This is a genomic window from Salinifilum aidingensis, assembly GCF_054782015.1.
In genome coordinates, this window is the sequence record NZ_BAAGTH010000002.1 from 1 (window position 1) to 22,627 (window position 22,627).

A 22,627-nucleotide genomic window follows, 5' to 3' on the forward strand; every position below is an offset into this window, starting at 1 on the left:
GCAGCGTTCAACGCACGCCACCCTGACGGCACGGTGGTCGAGTACGTACATCACCGCCCCACCGAAGACGAGCGCTGACTGGCCAGAAACCGGGACATCCTCATCCCGAAACGCGTCCGCAAGACCACTGCGCCCACGGGAAACCGACCACGGGCAGCGAAGAACTTCAGCAACAGGGCAAAACCCAGCTTCGCCGCGCCACGCTTGCCCGCCACCCGGTCCAGATCGTCACCGATCAGCGTCCAGTGCTCGACCAGCTCGTCCTGATCCAACTCCGCGCCATGCACGAACGCTACCGAGCACCCGAACCGAAACGAATGGCGGCTCATGACCCGTTCCTTACCGGCACCCCGCCTCAGGACAGCCTCGGTGGCCCGCACCGGTCCGGCGCGGGCCACCGTCGTACGAGGTGCTGTTACCCAGCCGGCGGGGTGCGCCGCTTGCGCGTGAACCGGTTGGCCAGGTACAGCAAGCCCCACCCCACCAAGAACAACGCCACCAACGCACCAGCCAGCAGCCACGTCATTCCGAGGCCGTCGCGCAGGGCAAACACCAGATACATCAACAGCGTCAGCCCGAGCGCTTCCCAAAACGCGGCATGCCCAGGCGAGACTCGGTCCTCTTCCGTCACGGTCCGCCGCCCATCACTTCGGGCCCATCTGGACGATCAACCAGATGATGGCCCCGGCGACCTCGCCGCTGATCTTGCGAGCCACCGGCTTGCTGATGAACGGCACCACGCCGGTAATGCAGCCCACGCAGGCGTCAACGACGAGGTCCTCGGCCTTGCCCAGCTCATTGTTCTTGACGTAGTTGCTGATCTGGCCGATCACAGCCCCAGACAGCGATCCCCACACGCACCGGGCGATGACAGGCAACGCCGCCGCGACGATGGCGGGCAGGGCCTTGGCGGACGGTCCTTCGACCTCGGCCTGCGCCTGGGCCAGCCCATCGCGCAGGGCCTGTTCCCGACGCAGGAATTCGGCGCGCAACTCCTCGTCGTCCGGAAACAAGTACTCAGCGGCCTGCTCGGGCGTCGCATCAGCCGGCACGGACTCCAGCTTGCTCCCGACCGCGTCGGCGTCGAACTCGGTCACTGCTTCGCTCACGGGTGTTCCTCCCCCATCGTTGTCCTTCCCCAGTTGTCCCCCAGTCACCCGGGCAGAGTTCGATCTTGAACTCTGATCATCAGGATGCCAGACCGCCCCACTCGCGCGAGGGAAAACCACAAAAATCGCCCGCACGCATCACGTGCGCCGCCACGCACCCGGCGCACCGCCTCCTCGGTGTCCTCGGCGAGCTGCACGCGGTCGACGCGGCGGTCACCTGCCGCACATGCCCCTCCCACGACGAAGACGGGCAGATGGCCTTCACCTTCACCGAACCCGAGCCCGAGCTGGCGCTGTTCCCCCTCGACGAGCCCGCCAGGCGGCAGTAGTCGCCAGCCGGTGGTGCACACCCGCCGCCGAGACGTGATCATCGTGGGATGAACAGCAACCGCGAGCGCCCGCCGAGGTTCGACCGAGCGCGCGAGGACGTGCGCGGGACTGTCAGCTGGTTCTGACGGACCCCACTGGCGTCGGTCGATCGATGTCCTTGAGCTCGATCCGGGAACTGACCCGGAGATTCAGCCGCGACGGCTCGCTGGGGCGAGGAGATCGACCGGGCTCACTGCAGCACGCCGACGGCGGCGTAGCTGTTGGACCGGCGGGCCTGCGCGTCGCTGACGGGCGCGTCGGGGCGCCAGGCGGCGCTGGGCACGACTCCGGGCTCGAGCAGGGTGTAGTCGGTGAACAACGCGGCGATCTCGTCGCGGTCGCGCAGGTGCAGCTGCGGCGTGCTGGTGCGGGAGAACACCTGCTGGGCGCCGTCGCGTTCGGCGTCGGTGAGTTCCAGGTCGGCGCTGTGCGAGACGACCAGGGCACTGCCGGGCGCGCACGCGGCGCGGTAGGTGGCCAGCAGCGCGGTCGGGTCGGCCTCGACGATGTCCAGCACCGCCACGGCCAGCACCGCCACGGGCCGGGTGAAGTCCAGCAGCCCGCTCACCCCGGGGGCTTGCAGCACGCTCCGCGGTTCGCGCAGGTCGGCCCGGGTGACCGTGACGTGGGAGGCGTCCTGCAGCAGGTGTCGCGCGTGGGCCACCGCGGTGGGGTCGATGTCCACGTAGGCCACCCGCGCGGCCGGGTCGGCCGCTGCGGCGATGTCGTGCACGTTGCCCTCGGTGGGGATGCCGGAGCCCAGGTCGAGGAACTGGTCGATGCCCCGGTCGCACAGCGCGCGCACGGCGCGCAGCAGGAACGCGCGGTTGATCTGCACCCACGCCCGGTTGCCGGGGAAGGCGGCGAGCAGCTGCGCCACGGCCTCGCGGTCCACGGGCAGGTTCGCCGACCCGCCCAGCAGGTGGTCGTACATCCGGGCGATGTTCGGGGTGGAGGTGTCCACCTCGGGCAGTGCGGAGGGGTCCACGGGCTCGCTGGTCACAGGGGCACCTTTCGCTGCGGCAATGCTGCTTTCCGGGCGGCGGGCGCAGTGCCGCGCCCGGCGCGAGGTCATGCTGCGGCCTGCGCGGCCGCGGCGGCAACACGGGTGGCACGACTGCGGCACAGTGGGGGCATGGTGCGCACGCGCAAGATCGCCGATCTCACCGGGCCCGGGCTGACCGACGCGTTCGGCATCGGCGGTACGGACCTCGGCGTGGTGACCACGGCCCCGGACGGGCGGCTGGTGGCCGTGTTCGGCGACACGTTCGAGCACGCCACGGTGGGCGGGCCCGGCTGGCGCTCGCCGGTGGTGCTCTTCGCCGAGGCCGGCAGCGCGCTGGAGGGACTGCGGTGGACCGGATCCGGCGGCGACCGCACCGCCCGCGCGCGGCAACTCCTCACCTACCCCAGGGCCGGGCTGCTGCGCCGGCCGCGGTGCTCCACGATCCTGCCCACCGACGTGCTCACGCTCGGTGATGCGATGTACCTGCACGTCATGGCCTGCCGCGGGCTCGGCAACGTGCTCTTCACCGACGTGCTGGTCTCGCGCGACAACGGCGAGACCTGGCGCCGGGCGGGCGTCGAATGGCCCGGGTCGGCCTGCGGCGGGCTGTTCCAGATGCTCACGTGGGAGCTGGCCGACGACGGCTACGTCTACGCCTACACCACCGGGTTCCAGCGCAACGCCGGGCTGCTGCTGCACCGCGTGCCGGCCGAGGCGCTCACCGACGCGCGCGCCTGGCAGCCGTGGGGTTTCGCCGAGGGCCGGTGGGCCTGGGGCAACGCGGCCACGGTGACCCTGCCCGGCGCGCACGGTGAGCTGTGCCTGCGGCGGGTGCCCGGACCGGACGGGCGGCGGCACTGGCTGCTGGTGTTCTTCGACGCCGGTGGTTACCGCATCGACGCGCTGCTGCTCGACCGGCCCAACGCGAACCTGCACGAGGCGCCGCGCGCCGCCGCGCTCGCGGGCACGGCCTGGGACGGCGAGGACCACGCCACCGGCCGGGTGGCGCAGCTCTACGGCGGCTACGTCGTACCCGGATCCACTGTGGACAACCTGCACCTGGTGGTCAGCCAGTGGAACACCAGCACCAACTGGCCCTATCGCGCGATGCAGTTCGCCACCGACCTCTCCGAACTGCTGCGGTGAGCGCGGCGGCCCGTCCGCCGAGCTCACCGCCCTACAGCGGCGAGAGCTCCGACTCGGCGGAGGACAGGTCCCAGGAGCGCCGCCGAATCCGCACCGGGACCTCGTCGCCGCGGTCGATGGCGGCGAACACCGCACCGCGCGCCCGGCGCCACCACACCAGCACGCGCCAGGCGCCGACGAGCAGCACCGCCACGACGGCGAGCAGCGCCACGCGGTACTGCCCGCCGGAGACCTGCACCAGCATCCCGACCAGCAAGGAGGCGATGGTCGTCGCCACGAAGCCGCCCACGTTGACCACGCCGGTCGACGTGCCGACCCGGTGCATCGGGTTGTAGTCGCGGGCCAGCATGAAGCCCACCGTGGACACCGGGCCGCCCAAGGACAGCAGCGCGAAGGCCGGGAGCAGCACCCCCAGCGGGATCGAACCGGGCCAGCTGAGCAGAACCGCCCACACCAGCAGCGCCCCCATCAGGTAGGCAGCGGTCAGCGGCATGCGCACCCACGCCTTGCGCGCGATCACCGCCCCCACCGCGGGACCGCCGAACATGGAGCCGAACACGAACACCATCAGCATGGCGCTGGCCGCGGCGGGCTCGAATCCCTGGCCCTGCACCAGGAACGGCACGCCCCACAGCAGGGTGAGCACGTTCGGGGCGAACATCGTGGAGAAGTGCACCCAGAAGCCCAGCCGCGTGCCGGGCACCCGCCAGGCACCCGACACCTGCTGCAGCAGCGAACCGGAAGCGCTCCCCTCCTCGGACCGCGTCGCGCGCGCGGTCGCCGCGCGCGGCGCGTCCCGCAGGCTCAGCGCGGCGACCGCGGCGAAGGCGGCCGTGCACAGGCCCACCACGAGGAACGTGGGCGTCCAGCCCTGACCTGCCAGCGCCATCGCGAGCGGGACGGTCGCGGCGAGGTTGCCGACGTAGCCCATGGCCGTGGTCAGCGAGGTGACCAGCGGGTAGCGCCTGCCGGAGAAGTGCGCGGCGATCAACCGCAGCACGCTGACGAAGGTCAGCGCGTCCCCGAAGCCGAGCACCCCGCGGGCGAGCAGCCCCGTCGGGTAGGACTGCGCCGCGGCCAGCAGCACCTGGCCGAGGCCGAGGAACAGCAGCGCCGCCGTGAGCACCTTGCGCGGCCCGAAGCGGTCGACCAGCACCCCGGTGGGGATCTGCATCGCCGCGTACACGCCGACCTGCAGCACGGTGAACGTGCCCAGCGCCGCGGGACCCACCGCGAAGCGCTCGGTCGCGTACAGGCCCGCCACGCCGAACGAGGTCCGGTGGAACACGGAGAGCAGGTAGATCAGCGCCCCGACGATCCAGATCAGCCAAGAACGAGTGCTCGCACGGTTGTGCTCGCGCTGCTGCGGCGGCCGTGGCCGGGACACTGCCTCTCCTCCCGCTCGACGTCACGCACCTCCAATGGTTATATCGGCTAACCAACCCCGTGGCTTACGCGTGGCCGCGGTAAGCTTGCCCACATTCGCCGGAGCACCCGGGGCTGCGCGGTCACCGGTGGTGTCCCGTGCCCGGCGCCGCTGCCGCGTCACCGCTGGTGGGCGGCGAGCACGTGAGCGCGGGCCCCGTCGATGTGCGCGGTGATCACCTGCCGCAGCGCTTCGGCGTCGCGCGCCGCGAGGGCATCGACCATGCGCTGGTGCTCCTCGTCGATGCGCTGCAGATCGTGCCCGGAGCGCACCCACCGGCGGCTGTAGGGCTCGACCAGGTGCAGCAGCTGGTCGACGAACCGCAGCGTCAACCGCCGGTCGGCCAGCTCGTAGATGTGCCGGTGGAACCGGTAGTTCACCGCGGCCCGCGCGTCGGCGTCGGCGCCCTGGGCGCGCATCCGGTCGGCGAGCTGCTGCAGCTGCTCGCGGTCGCGGTCGCGGCAGCCGCGCACGACGTCCTCGGCGAGTCCGGGTTCGAGCTGCCGGCGCAGGTCGAACAGCTCGGCGATGTCGTCGCCGTTGAGCTCAGCGACGGTCATGCCGCGCGGGTGCACCTCGACGAGTCCTTCGGCGGCCAGGGCGTGCAGCGCCTCCCGCAGCGGGATGCGGCTGACCTCCAGCTCGGCGGCGAGGTGCTGCTGGATCAGCCGCGTGCCGGGCGGCAGCTGCCCGCTGCGGATGCAGCTGCGCAACTGCTCGGCGATGGCCGCGGCGCTGTGGGGCGTGTGGGCAGCACGGATCACGGGCGCGAGAATACTGGTTGAACCGGACGCAGCGTCTGTATACACTCGCTGCCCACTGCGGCGAGGGGAGATCCGGATGGCCGTCGACACCGACATCGCGATCCTCGGCGGCGGCATCCTCGGCCTGGCCACGGCACGTGCGCTGCGCCGCGCCCACCCGGCCGCGTCGGTGACCGTGCTGGAGAAGGAGTCCCGCTGGGGTGCGCACCAGTCCGGGCACAACTCCAACGTCATCCACAGCGGGCTGTACTACGCCCCGGGCAGCCTCAAGGCCCGCCTGGCCCGCACCGGCGGCGAGGAGATGATCCACCACTGCCGCGAGCACGGCGTGCCCGTGCAGCGCACCGGCAAGCTCGTCGTCGCCACCCGCGACGCGGAACTGCCCCGCCTGGCCGAACTCGCCCGCCGCGGCGCGGCCAACGGGGTCACCGCGCACCGCCTGGACCGCGCCGAGATCGCCGCCCGCGAGCCGCACGTGGCCGGCATCGCCGCCCTGGCCGTGGAGGACACGGCGATGACCGACTTCGGCGCGGTCTGCCGCGCCCTGGCCGCCGAGGTCGCCGCGAGCGGCGCCGAGCTGCACCTGGGCACCGCGGCCCGCGGCATCACCCGCGCCGGCGGGCGCACGGTGGTGCGCACCGACCGCGGCGAGCTGCGCGCGCGGCTGCTGGTCAACTGCACCGGGCTGCACAGCGACCGCATCGCCGCGGCCGCCGGCGCGCGGCCGCCGGCGCGGGTCATGCCCTTCCGCGGGGAGTACGCCGCCGTGGCGCCGCAGCGGCGCGATCTGATCACCAACCCGGTCTACCCCGTGCCGGACCCGGAGCTGCCGTTCCTCGGCGTGCACATCACCCCGATGCTCGACGGCGCGGTGCACGTGGGACCGAACGCGGTGCCCGCGCTGGCGCGGCAGGGCTACCGGTGGCGCGACGTCGACCCGCACCTGCTCGGCGAGCTGGCACGCGATCCGGCGCTGCGCGGACTGGCGCGCCGGTACTGGCGCTCCGGTCTGGCCGAGGTGGCCCGGTCGCTGGTGCCGCCGCTGTTCGTGCGCGAGGCCCGCCGGCTGCTGCCGGCGCTGACCGCGCGGGACCTGCGCCCGCACGGGGCGGGCGTGCGGGCGCAGGCGATCACCGCCGACGGGCGGCTCGTCGACGACTTCGTCCTCGACCACTCGCCCGGCGCGGTGCACGTGCTCAACGCGCCGTCACCGGCGGCCACGGCCAGCCTGCCCATCGGCCGGCGCATCGCCGCCGACGTCTGCGAACAGCTCGACCTGCCCGGGCTGGCCCGCGACCTGCGCGCCACCGGCGACTGACCACCGTCCCCGTCGCTCCGCTCGTTCCGACGACCGCCCGCTCCCGGAAAACCCGTCGTTTCCCGCTCCGTTCTCCGTCCACGGCGAATCGAGGACTGCCATGAGCGCACCGCAGCAGCACGGAACGCAGCCCGAGATCCCCGACCCGCCGATCGGGTGGCGGGCCAAGGCCAAGCAGATCGGGCCCGGGATCATGGCCGCGGCCACCGGTGTCGGCGCCGGTGACCTGGTGGCCTCCATGGTCGCCGGTTCCCAGTACGGCTACACCCTGCTGTGGGCGGTGGTGCTGGGCACCGTGTTCAAGCTCGGCCTCGGCGAGGCCGTCGGCCGGTGGCACCTGGCGTCGAACCGCACCATGCTGGCCGGGTGGCGGGCTCTCGGCCGGTGGGCCACCGGGTTCTTCGGCGTCTACATCGTCATCTGGGGCTTCATCTACGGCGCCACGGCCATGTCGGCCTCCGCGCTGCCGCTGAACGCGCTGTTCCCCGCCCTGTCGGTGCGGTCGTGGGCGGTGCTGTGCGGACTGGCCGGGCTGGGGCTGGTGTGGTTCGGCCGCTACGCCGTGCTCGAGCGGATCATGACCGTGCTGGTGGGGGTCATGTTCGTCACCGTCGTGGGCACCGCCGTGCTCGTGACGCCGAACCTGACGCTGCTGGCCGGCGGGCTGGTGCCCTCGCTGCCGGAGGGGTCGCTGGCCTACGTCCTCGGCCTGATCGGCGGTGTCGGCGGCACCATCACCATGGCCTCCTACGGGTACTGGACGCTGGCCAAGGGCTGGCGCTCGCCCCGCTGGCTGCCGTTCATGCGGTTGGACAACGCCCTCGGCTACACGATGATGGGCGTTTTCGTCGTCGCGATGATGATCATCGCCGCGGAGCTGCTGCTGGGCCGGCCCGTCGTCGACGGCGACGAAGGGCTGCTGCAGCTGGGCGCGACGCTGGCCGCGGATTACGGCCAGTGGGCGCGGTTGCCGTTCCTGGTGGGTTTTTTCGCCGTGACGATGACCTCGCTGATCGGCGTGTGGAACGGGGTGAGCCTGCTGTTCTCCGACTGGTGGCGCACCTGGCGCACGCCCCGGCAGGCTCCCGCCGAGACCGTCGACGCCTATGCGGAGCACGCCGGCGAGCACAGCCGCCCGTTCCGGGTGTACCTGCTGTGGTTGACGTTCCCGCCGATGAGCCTGCTGTTCCTGGACAAGCCGTTCCAGGTGACCATCGTCTACGGCGTGCTCGGCGCGCTGTTCATGCCCTTCCTGTCGGGCACGCTGCTGGTGCTGCTCAACTCGCGGTTCGTGCCCGCCGCGCACCGCTCGCGGTGGCTGTCGAACGCGGTGCTGGCGCTGTGCCTGGTGCTGTTCGCCGTGCTCGCCGTCGACCAGATCGCCGGCTACCTCGGCTGAAGCGCACGGCCCGGTGCGGACCGCAGGCCCGGGTGGCGCACCGCCCGGGCGGGCGAGGCCCCTACCCCCAGGAAGGGGCCTCGCCGCGCCGGTGTCGGAGGCTTCGGCGGCACGGGATCCGGCCGCACGCCGCCGTCGTGCACCCGCGGATCACCTCGGCGATTGAGGAGATCAAAGGTGTCATCTATAGTTTACGATGGCACGGCAACAGTACTGTCAGCGCGCCACGCAGTCAACGGACTCCGTCAACGGCACGCGACAGCACGTCATGCTGCCGACCGCGGTCGACACTGGCGAGGAGGGGCCATGAGCGACGACACCGCAGACAGCCGGGCCGCGTTCGGCGAACGGCTGCGCTGGCTCATGCAGACCTGCCCGCAACCGGACGGACGGCCGTGGACCCCGGGGGCGGTGGCGAAAGCCCTCACCGCCGCCGGCCACCCCGTCTCCCGGCAGCACGTCTGGAAACTGGTGCGCGGCGGAGCGCAACCGAGCTTCGCCCTCGTCGACGCGCTGGCCGACGTCTTCGGCGTGAGCGTGGAGACCTTCAGCGGACGCACCGCCGATCCCGAACTGCCCGCAGCGCTGTACCGCGCCGGCGAACTCCCGCCCGAGCAGCTGGCCCACCTCGCCCAGTACATCCGGTTCCTCGAATCCCAGATGGACCGCAACAGCGAGGAACCGCAATGATGTCCCGCGGTGCACAGACCCGCACAGACCTGCACGGGCCGCCCCGGACGTGCACCGCCAGCGGAGGTGAGCAGCGCTGAACGGAGAAGGAGCGCGGGCGCGGCGCGGCCGCGAACGACGCCTGCGGCGCGCGCTGCGCGCCACGCTGCGCACCGCCGGCATCGACCACCCGATGGACATGCTGGAGGTGTGCCACCGGCTCTCGCAGCGACGCAGCCGGCCGATCCACGCCACCGCGTACCCGCTGGCGGCCAACGGCCCGTTCGGACTGTGGATCCCGGGCCGCAAGGCCGAATGGATCCTGTACCAGCAGCGGACCACTCCCCTGCACCAGCAGCACATCATCGCCCACGAACTCGGCCACATCCTCTGCGGTCACCGCCCGGACCCGATCCACCCCGCGGACGGGGTCGACACCGACGCCTTCGACTGGGGAACGCTGCGCCGCACCGCCTACGACACCACCCAGGAACACGAGGCCGAGACCGCCGCCACGCTGCTGCTGGAGACCGCGCGCACCCGCACCGAAGTGGCACTGCCCACCGGATCGTCCCGCGCGCAGCGCGCGCAGGAAGCACTCAGCCACGGGACGCGGTGGCCGTGATGCTCTGGCCGGTCACCAACCTCGTCGTCTGCGCGGTGCTGGCGGTGTTCCTCGTCCGCCTCGTCCGCGCCCCCGGCAACCGCGCCCTGTGGGCGGTGGTGGCCTGCCTGCTGCTGCAAGCCGGCGGCTACGGGCTGCAGCAGCTGGCCTACCTCGCCGCCGCGAACCCCGAAGCGGGCCACGGCGCGGCCAAACTGGCCCAGAACGTGGTGCTGCACGCGAAGTACTACGCGCTGGCGCTGTTCTTCCTGCTCTCGGTCGGCGGGGACCGCGCCCGGCGACGCGCGAAGCGGGAAGGCGCCCTGCTGGCGGTCACCGCCGCCCTCATCACCACGGCGATGTACCTGACCCCGCCACCGCTGCGCGACCACTCCTTCTCCACCGCGGACATGCAGGTGGCACCCATCGCCGCGTTCTACCTCATCGCCGGCGGGTACTTCATCCACATCACCGGCGCGGCCGCCCGGTGGTCCTGGCTCTACGGCGCGGAATCCGACCGGCGGCTGCGCGCGGGGCTGCGCACCGCCGCCGTCGGACTGGCACTGCAGGCCGCGGCCAGCCTGCTGCGCGCGGTGTTCGTGGTGGTGCGCTCCTCCGGCGGCACGATCCCCGAACCGGTCAACACCACCGCCCTGGCGATGCTCATCATCGCCAACCCGCTGTTCCTCGCCGGGCTGCTGCTGGCGCTCGTGCTCACGCAGCTCGCCCGGCTGCGCACGTGGCTGCGCCACCGGCGCCACTGGTACGCCCTGCGGCCGCTGTGGGACGTGCTGCACCCGCTCTACCCCGAGGCGACCCTGGACCCGCAGGCCCCCTCCGCCGGGGACCGGTGGCGCGCGGCGCGCGTGCACCGCCGCTTCTGGCGCCGCTACGTCGAGTGCCGGGACGGGATCGTGCAGCTCAGCCCCGACCTCGCCGCCGCGGGGTACGACCCGCAGGACCCGCCGCGGGCGCAGGCCGCAGCGCTGCACGAGGCCGTGCAGCGGCAGCTGGCCGCCCGGCAGCCGCACCTGTCCCGCGCCGGCTACGACCCGCGAGCGCCCGTGGAACAACGCGCGGAAGCCATGCGCACCGCGCTGCGCCAGCAGCGCGCCTGCGCCGAGCACACCCCCGACCTGCGCGCCGCCGTGCCGGTGCTGACCAGCACCGACGCGGACGCCGACCTCCACCAGCTGCTGACCCTGTCGCAGGCCGTGGCCAACCATCCCGAAACACGCGAAAAGGCCAGTTCATGAGACTGATCACGGCGGAACGCGTCCTGCTCGGCCCCGCCGGGCAGAACCTGCACGACGGTGCGGTGCTCTGCGACGGCGACCGCATCCGCGCGGTCGGGCCGCGCAGCGAACTCGCGCAGCAGGCCCCCGCCGGAACCACCCGGGAAGACCACCCGCACGCGACCGTGCTGCCCGGACTGGTCAACGCGCACGTGCACCTGGCCTTCGACGGCGGCACCGAGCCCGTCACCGCGCTGCACCAGCGGGACGAGCCCAGCCTGCTGGCCGGCATGCTCGAACGCGCGCAGCAGGCACTCGCGGCGGGGGTGACCACCGTGCGCGACCTCGGCGACCGCGACGGCGCCGCCTTCCGGCTGCGCGAGGCCATCACCCGCGAGGACCTGACCGCCCCGCGGATCGTCGCCGCCGGAGCCCCGCTGACCGTGCCCCGCGGGCACTGCTGGTTCCTCGGCGGCGTCGTCGAGCACGAACGCGACATCCGCGAACGCATCCAGCGCACCGCCGAGCAGGGCGCCGACGTCATCAAGGTCATGGCCTCCGGAGGCCAGCTCACCCCCGAATCACCCCCCATGTGGCAGTCCCAGTTCACCCCCGCCGAACTGGCCCTGGTCGTGGACGAGGCCACGCGGATGGGCCTGCCCGTGGCCGCGCACGCGCACGGCAGCGACGCGATCGCCGCCGCCGTCGACGCGGGGGTGAGCACCGTGGAGCACTGCACCTGGATGGGAGCCGACGGGCCCGACCGCCGCGAGGACGTCGCCACGACGATGGCGCGGACCGGCATCTACGCCTGCGCCGCGAGCTCCCGCAACTGGCGCGCCCTCGCCGACAAGGCCGGACCGGAGAAGGCGCAGGCCATCTACGGCCGGCTCACGTGGATGGCCGACCTCGGCGTACCGCTCATCACCGGCACCGACGCCGGCCTGCCGGGCTCGGTGTTCGACGACGTCGTCGGCGCCCTCGAACTGTACGAATACCTGGGCTTTTCCCCCGCGGCGATCCTCGAGATGGCCACCACCACGAGCGCCACCGCACTCGGCCTCGGCGACTCCGCCGGACGCATCGCCCCGGGCTACGCCGCCGACCTCCTCGTCGTCCCCGGCGACCCCCGCGCCGACCTCGCCGTGCTGCGCCACCCGCACCGCGTCCTCGCCCGCGGACGCGCGGCGCTCACCGACGAGCACCCCCAGCAGGCCCCGCACCGCTCGCTCGAGTGATCTCGGTTCCGCGCCACGGACCGACCGCCCGCCGAGCCCGGTTCCCCCAGCGGCACGGGGCGCGCGGCGCAGGAGGCGGGCTAGGCTGCCGGACCGTGCAACGCGTTGTGGTGACGGGCTCGTCCGGCGCGGTCGGCACGGCGATCAGCCGCGAGCTGCACGCGGCGGGCCACCACGTGCGCGGCTGGGACCTGCGCCCCGGCGTGTGGACCGCGCACCGGGGGGACGTGCGCGAGGCGGCGCTGCGGCGCCGCCTGCTCGACGGGGCCGACGCCGTGGTGCACACCGCCGCGCTGCACGCCCCGCACGTGGGAAATGCCGCGGAGGACGAGTTCCACGCGGTCAACGTCTCCGCGACCGCCGCGCTGCTGCGCGCGGCGCGCACTCGCGGGGTGCGGCGGTTCGTCCATACCAGCAGCACCTCGGTCTACGGCCACGCGCTGGTGCCGCACGGCCGGGCGGTGTGGGTGGACGAGCAGTTGCCACCGCGGCCGCGCGACGTCTACGACGAGACGAAACGCGCCGCGGAGCAGCTGGTCGGCGCCGCCCACGGCAGTGATCTGTCCACAGTGGTGCTGCGCATCGCCCGGTGCTTCCCCGAACCGGCGGCCGCGGCAGCTGCGCACCGGCTGCACCGGGGCGTGGCGCTCGACGACGTCGCGCGGGCCCACCGCCTGGCCGTGCAGCACACCGACGTCGGCGGGGTGTTCGTCATCGCCGGACCGCTGCTGTTCCACCGCAGCGACGCGGCAGCGCTGCGGCACGACGCGGCGTCGGTGCTGGCCGAGCGCGCACCGCGGGAGGTGGCGGTGTTCCGGCGGCAGGGCTGGCCGCTGCCGGACCGCCTCGACCGCGTCTACGACTCCACCGCCGCAGCGCGCCATCTCGGCTACCACCCCGTCCACGGGGTGCGCTCCCTCGCCGAGGAGTGACAGTCCCGCGCGGAACCGGGTACGGGCGGCGGCCGACCGCGCCTGGGCCGAGGGGCCGTGCTTGACCGGGCGGGGTGCTGCTCGTAGCGTGCGCGGCCGTGATCGACGCGGCGCAGCACGAGGTGGACTTCCACCTCGATCCGATGTGCCCGTTCGCGTTCCAGACCGCCCGGTGGATCCGCGAACTGCGGCAACGGCTCGGCCTGGTGGTGCACTGGCGGTTCTTCAGCCTCGAGGAGGTCAACCGGGCCGAGAGCCAGAAGCACCCGTGGCAGCGCGACTGGTCCTACGGCTGGTCGCTGATGCGCATCTCCGCGTGGCTGCGCCGCCGCGACGCGGCGCTGTGCGATGCGTGGCTGCAGCAGATCGGCTCGGCGTTGCACGAGCACGGCCGCAAGCCGCACGAGCCGGACACGGCGCGGCAGCTGCTGACCGACCTCGGCCTCGCACCGGGCGAACTCGACGCCGCGTTGGCCGATGCGTCCACCCACGACGACGTGTGGGCCGACCACCAGCGCGTCACCGCCGCGGGCGGTTTCGGCGTGCCGACGCTGTTCTTCGCCGACGGGCAGTGCCTGTTCGGCCCGGTGCTGGTCGACCCGCCCACCGGTGCGGCGGCCGAACGGCTGTGGCACGTGGTCACCGGCATGCTCGAGTTCGGCACGGTCTACGAACTGCAGCGGCCGAAATCGCCCGCCGACCAGGAGACCATCCACCGGGCGCTGCGGCCGTACCTGGCCGGGCGGGATTGGGTGAGCATCAACCGCGGCGAGGTCGTCGACGTCCCCACCACCGAGGAGGCCCCGTGAACGACGAGTTGTCCCCGCAGCGCCTGGTTCCCGCGCTGCAGCAGGAGTGGCGGGCGCTCGAGGCGCTGCTGGCCGACCTGCGCGAGGACGAGTGGTCGGCCCCCAGCGGACTGCCCGGGTGGAGCGTGCAGGACGTGGCCGCGCACATCATCGGCACCGAGCGGATGCTCTCCGGTGAGCCCACCCCGCAGGTCGAGGTGGACCCCTCCACGTTGCCGCACGTGCACAACGACATCGCCGCGCGCAACGAGTGCTGGGTGCGCTCGCTGCGCGGGCACTCCCCCGCGGCGGTGCTGGCCGCGTTCCGGGAAGTCACCGCCCGGCGGCTGGAGGCGCTGCAGGCCATGGGCACCGACGACTTCGCCGCCGCGGTGCCCACCCCCGTCGGCCAGGCCTCCTACGGCCGGTTCATGCGCATCCGCGTGTTCGACTGCTGGCTGCACGAGCAGGACATCCGCCACGCGCTCGGCCGCCCCGGCCACGAGGGCGGCCCCGTCGTCGACGCGGCCTTCGAGGAGATCACCGGCGCGCTGGGCTACCTCGTCGGCAAGCGCGCCCAGGCGCCCGACGGGGCGCGGGTGCGGCTGGAACTCACCGGCGCGGCCGCGCGCACGCTGCACGTGGCCGTCGACGGCCGCGCGGCGGTCGTGCCCGCGCTGGACGGTCCCGCCACGGCCGCGCTGCGGCTGGACGCGGTGTTGTTCGCCCGGCTGGTCGGGGGCCGCACCACCGCGGCCGAGCACCGCGCGGCGATCGCGGTGGACGGCGACGCCGAGCTGGGCAATCGCCTGGCCGAGCACCTCGCCTTCACGATCTGAGCGCGGCCGGCGGCGGCGCGTCGTGCGCGCCGTCAGCCGGGTGGCCAGCTGAACCGGCGTCCGCCGAGCACGTGCCAGTGCAGGTGCGAGACGGTCTGGCCACCGTCCCGGCCGGTGTTGCACACGAGGCGGTAACCGCTGTCCGCGATGCCCTCGTCCAGCGCGACTTGGTGCGCCTCGAGGATCAGCTCGCCGGCGAGTGCGCCTCCACCGGCCCGCAGCGACACGAGGTCGGGGTGGTGTTCCTTCGGGACCACCAGCACGTGGCACGGCCCCTGCGGGTGCAGGTCGCGGAAGGCGAGCACGCGCTCGGTCTCGCGGACCACCGCTGCGGGCGCGGCGCCCCGCACGATCTCGCAGAACGGGCAGTCGTCGGTCGTTGTCGCCACGGTGCTCCCCCCGTGTTCGTCGTTCTCGGGTTCGTCGTCGCGTGCTCAGCGCGGAGCCGGCTCCTGTTCCGGTCTCCTGCTCAGCCGGGGTCGCGTTCCTGCTCCTCCGCCGTGCCCGCCCCGGCCCGGGCGCCGCGGCGGGGCGGGCCGGTGGTGGTGAAGCGGTGGCGGTAGGTGGTGGGGGTGGTGCCGAGGTGGCGGGCGAAGGCGCGGCGGAGGGTTTCGTCGCTGCCGAGTCCGCTGCGCCGGGCCGCCGAGGTGACGCTGTGCCCGTCGAGGAGGAGTTGCTGCGCCTGGTCGAGCCGGATCCGCTCGACCCAGCGGGCGGGGGTGGTGCCCAGTTCGCTGCGGAACAGCCGGGTCAGGTGCCGGGGGCTGACGGCCGCGGCGCGGGCCATGGACGGCAGGTCGTGCTCGGCGGCCGGGTCGGCCAGCACGGAGTTGATCAGGGTGCGCAGCGCCTCGGTGCGCGCGGGCGGAGTGGTGGCCGTGGTGAACTGCGCCTGCCCGCCGGGGCGGTGCAGGAAGACGACCAGTTCGCGAGCGATGCGGCGGGCCGCCTCGGCTCCGTGGTCGTCCTCGACCAGGGCCAGCGTCAGGTCGATGCCCGCGCTGATCCCCGCGGAGGTGACGAAGCGCCCGTCGCGGACGTGGATGGCGTCCGGTTCGACGCGCACCCGGGGGTGGCGGCGGGCCAGCGCGGTGGCGTGCCGCCAGTGCGTGCTCGCCCGGCGCCCGTCGAGCAGGCCCAGCTCGGCCAGGACGAACACGCCGGTGCACACCGCGGCGACCCGCGCCGCTCGTGCCGCCACCGCCCGGCTCACCGCCAGCAGTTCCGCCTCGAGGGGCTGTTCGGCCAGGCGGTCGCCGCCGGCGACGAGGACCGTGTCGAGCCGGCCGGCCTCGGCCGCCGGCACGGTGCCGCTCAGCGCCGGTCCGGCCGCGGTGGTGACCTCCCCGCCGCGTGCGGAGATCAGCACCGGTTCGTAGTGGTGGCCGAGCCGGTCCGCCTGGTGCAGGACTTCCGAGGGGCCGCTGACGTCGAGCAGGGTCACGCCGTCGAACACGACGATCCCCACGCGGTGCGTCATGGCCGGATCCGTGGTTTCTCTGTCGGAACGGACATGGCGCCAGGCTACGCGCCCGGCGATGCTGGAGGCAGCAGTGCCGAGACGGGATGAGGAGAGAGCGTGAGCGAAACGATCGCGGGGGTGCGGATCCCGGACAGCGCCCTAGCGCGGGAGGCGACCGAGCTGGTGCGGGAGGCGGCGCCGCCGCTGCTGTTCGACCACTCCCGCCGGGTGTTCCTGTGGGCGTCGCTGCGCGGGCACGAGCAGGGGCTCCGGTTCGACGCGGAGCTGCTGTACGTGGGGGCGATGTTCCACGACCTGGGGTTGACCGAGCGGTTCCGCCGCACCGACCAGCGCTTCGAGGTCGACGGGGCCGACGAGGCCCACCGTTTCCTGCGCGCCCGCGGCGTCACAGGTGAGCAGGCCGACCGGGTGTGGACGGCGATCGCGCTGCACACCACCCCGGAGATCCCGCTGCACATGGCCTCCGAGGTCGCCCTGGTCACCCGGGGGGTGGAGCTGGACGTGCTGGGCATCGGCTACGACGCGGTCTCCGCGGAGCAGCGTGCGGCCGTGGTCGCCGCGCACCCCCGCCCGGACTTCAAAAACCGGATCCTGGCCGCGTTCACCGAGGGCATCAAGGACCGCCCGGGGACCACCTTCGGCAACGTCAAGGCCGACGTGCTGGCCCACTGCGTCCCCGGGTTCGTCCGCGACGACTTCGTCGAGGTCATCAAGAATTCCTCCTGGCCGGAGTGAGCGCGTCCGCGGGGGCCGCTTCGGCGGTGGGCGTCGCCGCGGCGGGTGCGCTGTGTTCCTCCCCGGGCCCGGCGGGTTCGGGGGAGGAACACCGGGGAGCCCGGTTGTCCCCGGTCGGCGGGGCGGGCGCTAGGCTGGGGAATGCATCTCGCGCGCAAAATGTTTCTACGCGAGAGATTAGCTCGGCGCCCGACCACGGAGGCACGCGATGCAGTTCGGCATCTTCACCGTCAGCGACGTCACCCCGGACCCGACCACCGGCCGCACCCCCGACGACACCGAACGCGTCCAGTCGATGCGGACCATCGCCCAGCACGCCGACCAGGCGGGCCTGGACGTGTTCGCCACCGGCGAGCACCACAACCCGCCGTTCGTCGCCTCGTCGCCGACGACGCTGCTCGGGAACCTGGCCGGCACGACCGAGAACATCGTGCTGTCCACCTCGACGACGTTGATCACCACCAACGACCCGGTGAAGATCGCCGAGGACTACGCGATGCTGCAGGTCCTCGCCGACGGGCGGATGGACCTGATGCTGGGCCGCGGCAACACCGCCCCGGTCTACCCGTGGTTCGGCTACGACATCCGCCAGGGCCTCCCGCTGGCGGTCGAGCACTACGCGCTGCTGCGGCGGCTGTGGGAGGAGGAGGTCGTCGACTGGCAGGGCACGTTCCGCACCCCGCTGCAGGGCTTCACCTCCACCCCGCGGCCGCTGGACGGGGTGCCGCCGTTCGTCTGGCACGGCTCGATCCGCAGCCCCGAGATCGCCGAGCAGGCCGCCTACTACGGCGACGGCTTCTTCCACAACAACATCTTCTGGCCCCTGCACCACACCAGGAAGATGGTCCAGCACTACCGCCAGCGGTTCGAGCACCACGGCCACGGCCGCGCCGACCAGGCCATCGTCGGCCTGGGCGGGCAGGCGTTCATGCGCCGCAACTCCCAGGACGCCTGGAACGAGTTCCGCCCGTACTTCGACAACGCCCCCGTCTACGGCCACGGGCCGACGATGGAGGACTTCACCACCACCACGCCGCTGACCGTGGGCAGCCCGCAGCAGGTCATCGAGCGCTACGCGGCCATGGCCGACGAGGTCGGCGACTACCAGCGCCAGCTGTTCCTCATCGACCACGCCGGACTGCCGCTGAAGACCGTGCTCGAGCAGATCGACCACCTCGCCGAGGACGTCGTGCCCGTGCTACGCAAGGAGATGGAGTCCCGCCGGCCCGCGCACGTGCCCTCCGACCCGCCCTCGCACGCCGAGCGCGCCGCGGCCCGCCGCGCCGAGCAGCACTCCGGCGACGCCTGAACCCCACCGCGCAGCCCGCCCCGGCTGCAGGTCGGTCGAACCGCTCGTGCCCATCTACCGCGATCTCGGTTTCGACGACCGCGAGGCCCGCGCCCGCGCCAGCCTGCTCATCTCCGGACTGCGCGGGCTGTGCCCGGACCGCATCGTCACCGGCGACATCCCCCGCATCGACGCCGCCGCGGAAGTCCTCATCACCACCGCCACCGCTCTGCCCGACGCGCACTGACGCGGGCGATCCCAACCCCGACGCGGGGGCGAGCGCGTGCGGACGGGACGTTGTTCCCTGTCCGCGCCGCCATCGGCGAAGCACCGTGGGGGAAAGCCCATCCTGCAGCGCCGCCGCCCGGCGGCGCCTCGGCAAAGGCGAGGGTCGTCATGACGACGTCGGTGATCCCCAATCTGTGGTTCGACGGGCAGGCCGAGCAGGCCGCCCACTTCTACACCAGCGTGTTCCCCCGCTCCCGCGTGGTGGCGGTGACCCGCTTCCCCGAGGGCGCGCCGCGGCCGGCGGGGTCGGTGATGACCGTCGAATTCGTCCTCGACGGCCACCGGTTCATCGCCCTCAACGGCGGGCCGGAGTTCACCTTCAACGAGGCGGTGTCGTTCCAGGTGCCGTGCGCCACCCAGGACGAGATCGACTACTACTGGCGCCGGCTCACCGAAGGTGGCCGGGGAGGCCCGTGCGGTTGGCTGACCGACCGGTTCGGCCTGTCCTGGCAGATCGTGCCCACGGTGCTCGAAGAGCTCGTCACCGATCCGGATCCGCAGCGTGCGCGGCGGGCCACCGAGGCGATGCTGGGCATGGGCAAGCTGGACATCGCAGCGCTGCAGCGCGCCGCCGAGGGCCAGCCCGCCTGAGCGGGGTGCTCCACCCGCCGCGCGGAACCGCGCGGGGTGCGCAACGCGCGGCGCCGCGCGGTTCGGGAGTAGCGTTGATCACACCGGCGCCGCGTCGCTGCGTGCTGCGCATCCCACCGGTGTGATCACGATGCGTGCACTCCGGCGGGGACGGCGACCGCAATTCCACCAGGGCGGCCACGGAGCGTGCCGACCCGCCTCCCCCGAGCAGCGGAAGGTGGCATGTCGCACGCGGTTTCCGATGCCGGAGAGGGTTGAGCTTTATCGCACCGTTACCGGTAGGGTCTAGATCCAACCGGACCACCCCGGCCGGTGACAGTGACCAACACGCCCCCGTAAAGTCGATCAGGGATGACTGTTCAAGACGATCTCACCCGACCGTGGTTCCAACCGGTGCTGCCGTCGGAGTCCGCCCGCACGCAGCACCCGCACCCTTCCCCGGACAGCGGATCGGACGCGACCGGACCGCTGACCACCCGCATCGAGGGGAACTTGTCCTTCGAGGACGCGGCGCACCCCCCGACCGCCACGTCCGCCCCCGCCCCCGCGGCGGCCCCGGCCGACGGCCACGCCGTCGACCAGGTCGAGGTGACCCAGCCCTACATCCCCGCGATCCGCAACGAGCAGCCGGAATTCGCCAAACGCCTCAACCCCGACCCGCGCGGTGACACGCCCCCACCGCCGCCACCGGCCGCCCCGCACTCCCCGGCGGCCACCACCGCCCCAGCGGCAGCTCCGGCTGTTCCGGTGGCCGAGCCGACCGCCGAAACCACGATCGACACCACGCCCCAGCACGACGGCCCCACCCCCGAGGCCCGGCCGCGCAAGAGCTGGCTGCGCCGCGCCGTGCGCGCGATCATCGGCCCCGACCTGCTGCGCAAGGACCCGCCCAAACCCGCCAAGCGCTCCTGACCCCGCGGGGCGCTGCCGCACGAGACCCCCGCAGCCGGGGCGGTGCTGCAGCGCCGAGCCGGCCGGCACCGGCAACAACCACAACACCGAACGCGTGAGGGCACGTCGCACTCCGCAGGCCGTGTCCTCGGCCACATCCGCCGCGCAGTGGTTTCCCGCCGCGGACGGCGCGGAAATCCCGCCGCCGTCACCCGCCCACCGGCCCCGCCGCCGCATCCCGCGGCGGTTAGACCGGCCGCGGCGACCGCGCAGCGGACCAGGAGAGGTATGAGCACGCGTGCACAGGCCGGGCACCCCCCGGCCGGGACCGTGCGGATGGCCCTGATCGCCCTCGCGCTCGGCGGATTCGGCATCGGCACCACCGAATTCGTGATCATGGGCATGCTGCCCGACGTCGCCGGCGGCATGCACGTCGACATCCCCACCGCCGGCGGCCTCATCTCCGGCTACGCCCTCGGCGTCGTCCTCGGCGCACCGCTGCTGACGGTGCTGACCGTGCGCCTGCCCCGGCAACGCGTCCTCATCGGACTGATGGGGCTGTTCACCCTCGGCAACCTCGCCTCCGCCCTGGCCCCCACGTTCACCCTGCTGCTGGCCGCCCGATTCGTCAGCGGCCTGCCGCACGGCACGTTCTTCGGCGTCGGCGCCGTCGTCGCCGCCGGCCTCGTACCACCCCGCCGCCGCGGCAGCGCCGTGTCCATGATGTTCCTCGGCCTGACCATCGCCAACGTCATCGGCGTGCCCGCCGGCACGCTCATCGGCCAACAACTCGGCTGGCGCTGGACCTTCGGCATGGTCGCCGTGCTCGGCGCCGCAGCCACCCTCGCCGTGCTCACCCTCATCCCCGCCCACGCCGGCCGCGCCGCCACCGGTTCGCTGCGCGCCGAAGTCGGCGCGCTCGTGCGGCCGCGCGTGCTGCTGTCACTGGCGGTGATCATCACCGGCTTCGGCGGACTGTTCGCCTGCTACAGCTACATCACCCCCATGATGACCCGCGTCGGCGGGTTCCCCGCCGACGCGATCACCGCGCTGCTGGTGGTCATCGGCCTGGGCATGACCGTCGGCTCCTACGTCGGCGGCCGCCTGGCCGACCGCAGCCCGCTGCGCACCCTCACCACCGGGCTCGTCGGCGTGGTCACCGCGCTGTGCGCGCTCACCCTCGCCGCACCGGTGCCGTGGCTGGCCGTGCCGCTGCTGTTCGCCATCGGCATGTTCAGCCTCTCCCTCGGCCCCGCGGTGCAAACCCGCCTGCTCGACCAGGCCCGCGACGCCCCCTCCCTCGTGTCGGCCGCGCTGCAGTCCGGGGCGAACCTCGCCAACTCGCTCGGGGCGTGGCTGGGCGGGCTGACCATCGCCGCCGGCTACGGCTACGCCTCCCCGAACCTCGCCGGCGCGGCCCTGGCCGGCACCGGACTGGTGCTGCTCGGCGTGTCCGTGGCCTACGAGAGGCGCCGCGGCCGGCCGAACCGCCGTGCGCCCGCGCCGGAAACCCTCGTAAGCTCCTCGAGGACGGGACACCGCAGGGCTCCCCCACCGGAGGAGATCGCGGAATGACGATCGAGAACGTGCTGGCGCAGATGACCGTGACCGACCTCGACGCGGCGGCGGCGTGGTACGCGAAGCTGTTCCACCGGGAGCCGGACACCCGCCCGATGGACGGCCTCGTCGAGTGGCACCTCGCCGACACCTTCGGTGTGCAGGTGTGGGCCGAACCGGACCGGGCCGGACGCTCCTCGATGGTCCTGCACGAGTCCGACCTCGACGCCCGCGCCGCGGACCTGGACCGCGCCGGCATCCCCTACGACGGTCCGCAGGAAGCGACGACGGTGCGGCTGCTGGTACTGACCGACCCGGACGGCAACCGCATCGTCTTCACCGGATCCCGCACGACCTGAACCCCGCACCACCGGCGGAAACCCGTTGCCCCGCTCGGGCACACTGGCCTGGTGGACACGTCGTTTCCCCTGCGCACGCCGCGCGTGCTGATCCGCCCGTTCGCCCCGCACGACCAACCGGCGATCCACGCCGTCTACGCCGACCCGCGCGTCATGCGCTACGTCGGCCACGGCCGGCCGATGACCGCGGAGCAGACCACGGCGCTGCTCGAACACGCCGAATGCCACCAGCGCGAGCACGGCTTCGCCGTGTGGGCCCTGCTCGACCGCGGCACCGGCGGCATCACCGGCGACATCGGCTTCGAAACCACCACGCACGGCGTCGAATTCGGCTACACCCTCGCCCGCGCGGCGTGGGGACGCGGCCTGGCCACCGAAGCCGCCCGCGCCTGCCTGCAGCACGCGTTCCACACCCTCGACCTGCCCGAGGTCTACGCCCTGGTCGACCCGCGCAACACCGCCTCGGCCCGCGTGCTGGACAAGCTCGGCTTCACCTACCACCGCACCCGCAGCACCCACGGCCGCCCGCACCACGAATACCGGCGCGCCCGAGCGCACCCGCCCGCCCCGTAACCTGGAAGCAGCACCCACCC

27 protein-coding genes are annotated in these 22,627 nt (G+C 73.2%); 19 read left to right on the forward strand and 8 right to left on the reverse strand.

Annotated features, from left to right (window positions below; all coding sequences use genetic code 11):
- Nucleotides 1-50 precede the first annotated feature (50 nt).
- From ACYVJE_RS03060 to ACYVJE_RS03070, 3 genes are all read right to left on the reverse strand, one after another.
- Nucleotides 51-329, reverse strand: coding sequence for a DUF4158 domain-containing protein (locus ACYVJE_RS03060; RefSeq protein WP_461143166.1), 279 nt, complete (start codon nt 327-329; stop codon nt 51-53).
- A gap of 86 nt (nt 330-415) precedes the next feature.
- The gene (locus tag ACYVJE_RS03065; protein ID WP_461143167.1) at nt 416-631 is read right to left on the reverse strand and encodes a hypothetical protein; all 216 of its coding nucleotides are present in this window, start codon (nt 629-631) and stop codon (nt 416-418) included.
- 13 nt (nt 632-644) lie between these two features.
- Entirely contained in the window at nt 645-1,109 is a 465-nt protein-coding gene (locus tag ACYVJE_RS03070) for a hypothetical protein (RefSeq protein WP_461143168.1), read from the reverse strand.
- A gap of 65 nt (nt 1,110-1,174) precedes the next feature.
- Here ACYVJE_RS03070 and ACYVJE_RS03075 point away from each other — a divergent pair, with 65 nt between their 5' ends.
- Nucleotides 1,175-1,438, forward strand: coding sequence for a hypothetical protein (locus tag ACYVJE_RS03075; RefSeq protein WP_461143169.1), 264 nt, complete (start codon nt 1,175-1,177; stop codon nt 1,436-1,438).
- 230 nt (nt 1,439-1,668) lie between these two features.
- On the opposite strand, the gene ACYVJE_RS03080 is transcribed toward ACYVJE_RS03075, so the two are convergent.
- Nucleotides 1,669-2,481 (reverse strand): SAM-dependent methyltransferase, encoded by an 813-nt coding sequence (locus tag ACYVJE_RS03080; protein WP_461143170.1) that lies wholly within the window; start codon nt 2,479-2,481, stop codon nt 1,669-1,671.
- A gap of 132 nt (nt 2,482-2,613) precedes the next feature.
- On the opposite strand from ACYVJE_RS03080, the gene ACYVJE_RS03085 reads away from it, so the two are divergent.
- A complete protein-coding gene (locus ACYVJE_RS03085) occupies nt 2,614-3,630 on the forward strand; it encodes a DUF4185 domain-containing protein (protein WP_461143171.1) in 1,017 nt (338 codons plus the stop codon).
- A gap of 31 nt (nt 3,631-3,661) precedes the next feature.
- Here ACYVJE_RS03085 and ACYVJE_RS03090 read toward each other — a convergent pair whose 3' ends face one another.
- On the reverse strand, nt 3,662-5,017 hold the full coding sequence (locus ACYVJE_RS03090) for an MFS transporter (protein WP_461143172.1): 1,356 nt from the start codon (nt 5,015-5,017) through the stop codon (nt 3,662-3,664).
- A gap of 158 nt (nt 5,018-5,175) precedes the next feature.
- Entirely contained in the window at nt 5,176-5,820 is a 645-nt protein-coding gene (locus ACYVJE_RS03095; protein WP_459159854.1) for a GntR family transcriptional regulator, read from the reverse strand.
- Between the two features lie 76 nt (nt 5,821-5,896).
- Here ACYVJE_RS03095 and lhgO point away from each other — a divergent pair, with 76 nt between their 5' ends.
- From lhgO to ACYVJE_RS03140, 9 genes are all read left to right on the forward strand, one after another.
- Nucleotides 5,897-7,138, forward strand: a complete 1,242-nt coding sequence (lhgO, locus tag ACYVJE_RS03100; RefSeq protein ID WP_461143173.1) for an L-2-hydroxyglutarate oxidase — start codon at nt 5,897-5,899, stop codon at nt 7,136-7,138.
- Nucleotides 7,139-7,238: 100 nt separating this feature from the next.
- Nucleotides 7,239-8,537 (forward strand): Nramp family divalent metal transporter, encoded by a 1,299-nt coding sequence (locus tag ACYVJE_RS03105; RefSeq protein WP_461143174.1) that lies wholly within the window; start codon nt 7,239-7,241, stop codon nt 8,535-8,537.
- A gap of 306 nt (nt 8,538-8,843) precedes the next feature.
- Entirely contained in the window at nt 8,844-9,227 is a 384-nt protein-coding gene (locus tag ACYVJE_RS03110; RefSeq protein WP_459159851.1) for a helix-turn-helix domain-containing protein, read from the forward strand.
- A gap of 172 nt (nt 9,228-9,399) precedes the next feature.
- Nucleotides 9,400-9,831, forward strand: a complete 432-nt coding sequence (locus ACYVJE_RS03115; RefSeq protein WP_459159850.1) for an ImmA/IrrE family metallo-endopeptidase — start codon at nt 9,400-9,402, stop codon at nt 9,829-9,831.
- Nucleotides 9,831-11,066, forward strand: coding sequence for an MAB_1171c family putative transporter (locus ACYVJE_RS03120; protein ID WP_459159849.1), 1,236 nt, complete (start codon nt 9,831-9,833; stop codon nt 11,064-11,066). Before ACYVJE_RS03115 ends, ACYVJE_RS03120 begins: the two co-directional genes overlap by 1 nt.
- Complete coding sequence (locus ACYVJE_RS03125; protein ID WP_461143175.1) at nt 11,063-12,283, forward strand: amidohydrolase family protein; 1,221 nt, start codon at nt 11,063-11,065, stop codon at nt 12,281-12,283. The genes ACYVJE_RS03120 and ACYVJE_RS03125 overlap by 4 nt, the downstream gene beginning before the upstream one ends.
- Before the next feature lie 95 nt (nt 12,284-12,378).
- Nucleotides 12,379-13,215 carry an NAD-dependent epimerase/dehydratase family protein gene (locus ACYVJE_RS03130; protein WP_461143176.1) on the forward strand — a complete coding sequence of 279 codons (837 nt, stop codon included), beginning with the start codon at nt 12,379-12,381 and terminating at the stop codon, nt 13,213-13,215.
- A gap of 98 nt (nt 13,216-13,313) precedes the next feature.
- Nucleotides 13,314-14,024 carry a DsbA family oxidoreductase gene (locus ACYVJE_RS03135; protein ID WP_461143177.1) on the forward strand — a complete coding sequence of 237 codons (711 nt, stop codon included), beginning with the start codon at nt 13,314-13,316 and terminating at the stop codon, nt 14,022-14,024.
- Nucleotides 14,021-14,842 carry a maleylpyruvate isomerase family mycothiol-dependent enzyme gene (locus ACYVJE_RS03140; RefSeq protein WP_459159992.1) on the forward strand — a complete coding sequence of 274 codons (822 nt, stop codon included), beginning with the start codon at nt 14,021-14,023 and terminating at the stop codon, nt 14,840-14,842. The genes ACYVJE_RS03135 and ACYVJE_RS03140 overlap by 4 nt, the downstream gene beginning before the upstream one ends.
- 32 nt (nt 14,843-14,874) lie before the next feature.
- On the opposite strand, the gene ACYVJE_RS03145 is transcribed toward ACYVJE_RS03140, so the two are convergent.
- Both ACYVJE_RS03145 and ACYVJE_RS03150 read right to left on the reverse strand, forming a co-directional pair.
- Nucleotides 14,875-15,231: a histidine triad nucleotide-binding protein gene (locus tag ACYVJE_RS03145; RefSeq protein WP_461143178.1), complete on the reverse strand. Its 357-nt coding sequence runs from the start codon at nt 15,229-15,231 to the stop codon at nt 14,875-14,877.
- An 80-nt stretch (nt 15,232-15,311) separates the two neighbouring features.
- A complete protein-coding gene (locus ACYVJE_RS03150; protein WP_461143179.1) occupies nt 15,312-16,322 on the reverse strand; it encodes a GlxA family transcriptional regulator in 1,011 nt (336 codons plus the stop codon).
- Between the two features lie 99 nt (nt 16,323-16,421).
- Here ACYVJE_RS03150 and ACYVJE_RS03155 point away from each other — a divergent pair, with 99 nt between their 5' ends.
- From ACYVJE_RS03155 to ACYVJE_RS03190, 8 genes are all read left to right on the forward strand, one after another.
- The gene (locus ACYVJE_RS03155) at nt 16,422-17,060 is read left to right on the forward strand and encodes an HD domain-containing protein (protein ID WP_459159843.1); all 639 of its coding nucleotides are present in this window, start codon (nt 16,422-16,424) and stop codon (nt 17,058-17,060) included.
- 208 nt (nt 17,061-17,268) lie between these two features.
- Complete coding sequence (locus tag ACYVJE_RS03160; RefSeq protein ID WP_461143180.1) at nt 17,269-18,369, forward strand: LLM class flavin-dependent oxidoreductase; 1,101 nt, start codon at nt 17,269-17,271, stop codon at nt 18,367-18,369.
- 46 nt (nt 18,370-18,415) lie between these two features.
- Nucleotides 18,416-18,595: a hypothetical protein gene (locus tag ACYVJE_RS03165; protein WP_461143181.1), complete on the forward strand. Its 180-nt coding sequence runs from the start codon at nt 18,416-18,418 to the stop codon at nt 18,593-18,595.
- A 149-nt stretch (nt 18,596-18,744) separates the two neighbouring features.
- Nucleotides 18,745-19,227 carry a VOC family protein gene (locus ACYVJE_RS03170; protein WP_459159840.1) on the forward strand — a complete coding sequence of 161 codons (483 nt, stop codon included), beginning with the start codon at nt 18,745-18,747 and terminating at the stop codon, nt 19,225-19,227.
- Nucleotides 19,228-19,578: 351 nt separating this feature from the next.
- On the forward strand, nt 19,579-20,139 hold the full coding sequence (locus ACYVJE_RS03175; protein ID WP_461143182.1) for a hypothetical protein: 561 nt from the start codon (nt 19,579-19,581) through the stop codon (nt 20,137-20,139).
- A 309-nt stretch (nt 20,140-20,448) separates the two neighbouring features.
- Nucleotides 20,449-21,693 carry an MFS transporter gene (locus tag ACYVJE_RS03180; RefSeq protein ID WP_461143521.1) on the forward strand — a complete coding sequence of 415 codons (1,245 nt, stop codon included), beginning with the start codon at nt 20,449-20,451 and terminating at the stop codon, nt 21,691-21,693.
- Nucleotides 21,690-22,034 (forward strand): VOC family protein, encoded by a 345-nt coding sequence (locus tag ACYVJE_RS03185; RefSeq protein ID WP_461143183.1) that lies wholly within the window; start codon nt 21,690-21,692, stop codon nt 22,032-22,034. The genes ACYVJE_RS03180 and ACYVJE_RS03185 overlap by 4 nt, the downstream gene beginning before the upstream one ends.
- 51 nt (nt 22,035-22,085) lie before the next feature.
- On the forward strand, nt 22,086-22,607 hold the full coding sequence (locus tag ACYVJE_RS03190; protein ID WP_461143184.1) for a GNAT family N-acetyltransferase: 522 nt from the start codon (nt 22,086-22,088) through the stop codon (nt 22,605-22,607).
- Nucleotides 22,608-22,627 lie beyond the last annotated feature (20 nt).

Coding starts and splice junctions, on each gene's coding strand:
- ACYVJE_RS03085 (WP_461143171.1), top strand. CDS start 2,614: ATGGTGCGCACGCGCAAGATCGCCGATCTCACCGGGCCCGGGCTGACC.
- ACYVJE_RS03175 (WP_461143182.1), top strand. CDS start 19,579: ATGACTGTTCAAGACGATCTCACCCGACCGTGGTTCCAACCGGTGCTG.
- ACYVJE_RS03060 (WP_461143166.1), bottom strand. CDS start 329: ATGAGCCGCCATTCGTTTCGGTTCGGGTGCTCGGTAGCGTTCGTGCAT.
- lhgO (WP_461143173.1), top strand. CDS start 5,897: ATGGCCGTCGACACCGACATCGCGATCCTCGGCGGCGGCATCCTCGGC.
- ACYVJE_RS03170 (WP_459159840.1), top strand. CDS start 18,745: ATGACGACGTCGGTGATCCCCAATCTGTGGTTCGACGGGCAGGCCGAG.
- ACYVJE_RS03110 (WP_459159851.1), top strand. CDS start 8,844: ATGAGCGACGACACCGCAGACAGCCGGGCCGCGTTCGGCGAACGGCTG.
- ACYVJE_RS03150 (WP_461143179.1), bottom strand. CDS start 16,322: ATGACGCACCGCGTGGGGATCGTCGTGTTCGACGGCGTGACCCTGCTC.
- ACYVJE_RS03160 (WP_461143180.1), top strand. CDS start 17,269: ATGCAGTTCGGCATCTTCACCGTCAGCGACGTCACCCCGGACCCGACC.
- ACYVJE_RS03120 (WP_459159849.1), top strand. CDS start 9,831: ATGCTCTGGCCGGTCACCAACCTCGTCGTCTGCGCGGTGCTGGCGGTG.
- ACYVJE_RS03125 (WP_461143175.1), top strand. CDS start 11,063: ATGAGACTGATCACGGCGGAACGCGTCCTGCTCGGCCCCGCCGGGCAG.
- ACYVJE_RS03185 (WP_461143183.1), top strand. CDS start 21,690: ATGACGATCGAGAACGTGCTGGCGCAGATGACCGTGACCGACCTCGAC.
- ACYVJE_RS03105 (WP_461143174.1), top strand. CDS start 7,239: ATGAGCGCACCGCAGCAGCACGGAACGCAGCCCGAGATCCCCGACCCG.
- ACYVJE_RS03115 (WP_459159850.1), top strand. CDS start 9,400: ATGGACATGCTGGAGGTGTGCCACCGGCTCTCGCAGCGACGCAGCCGG.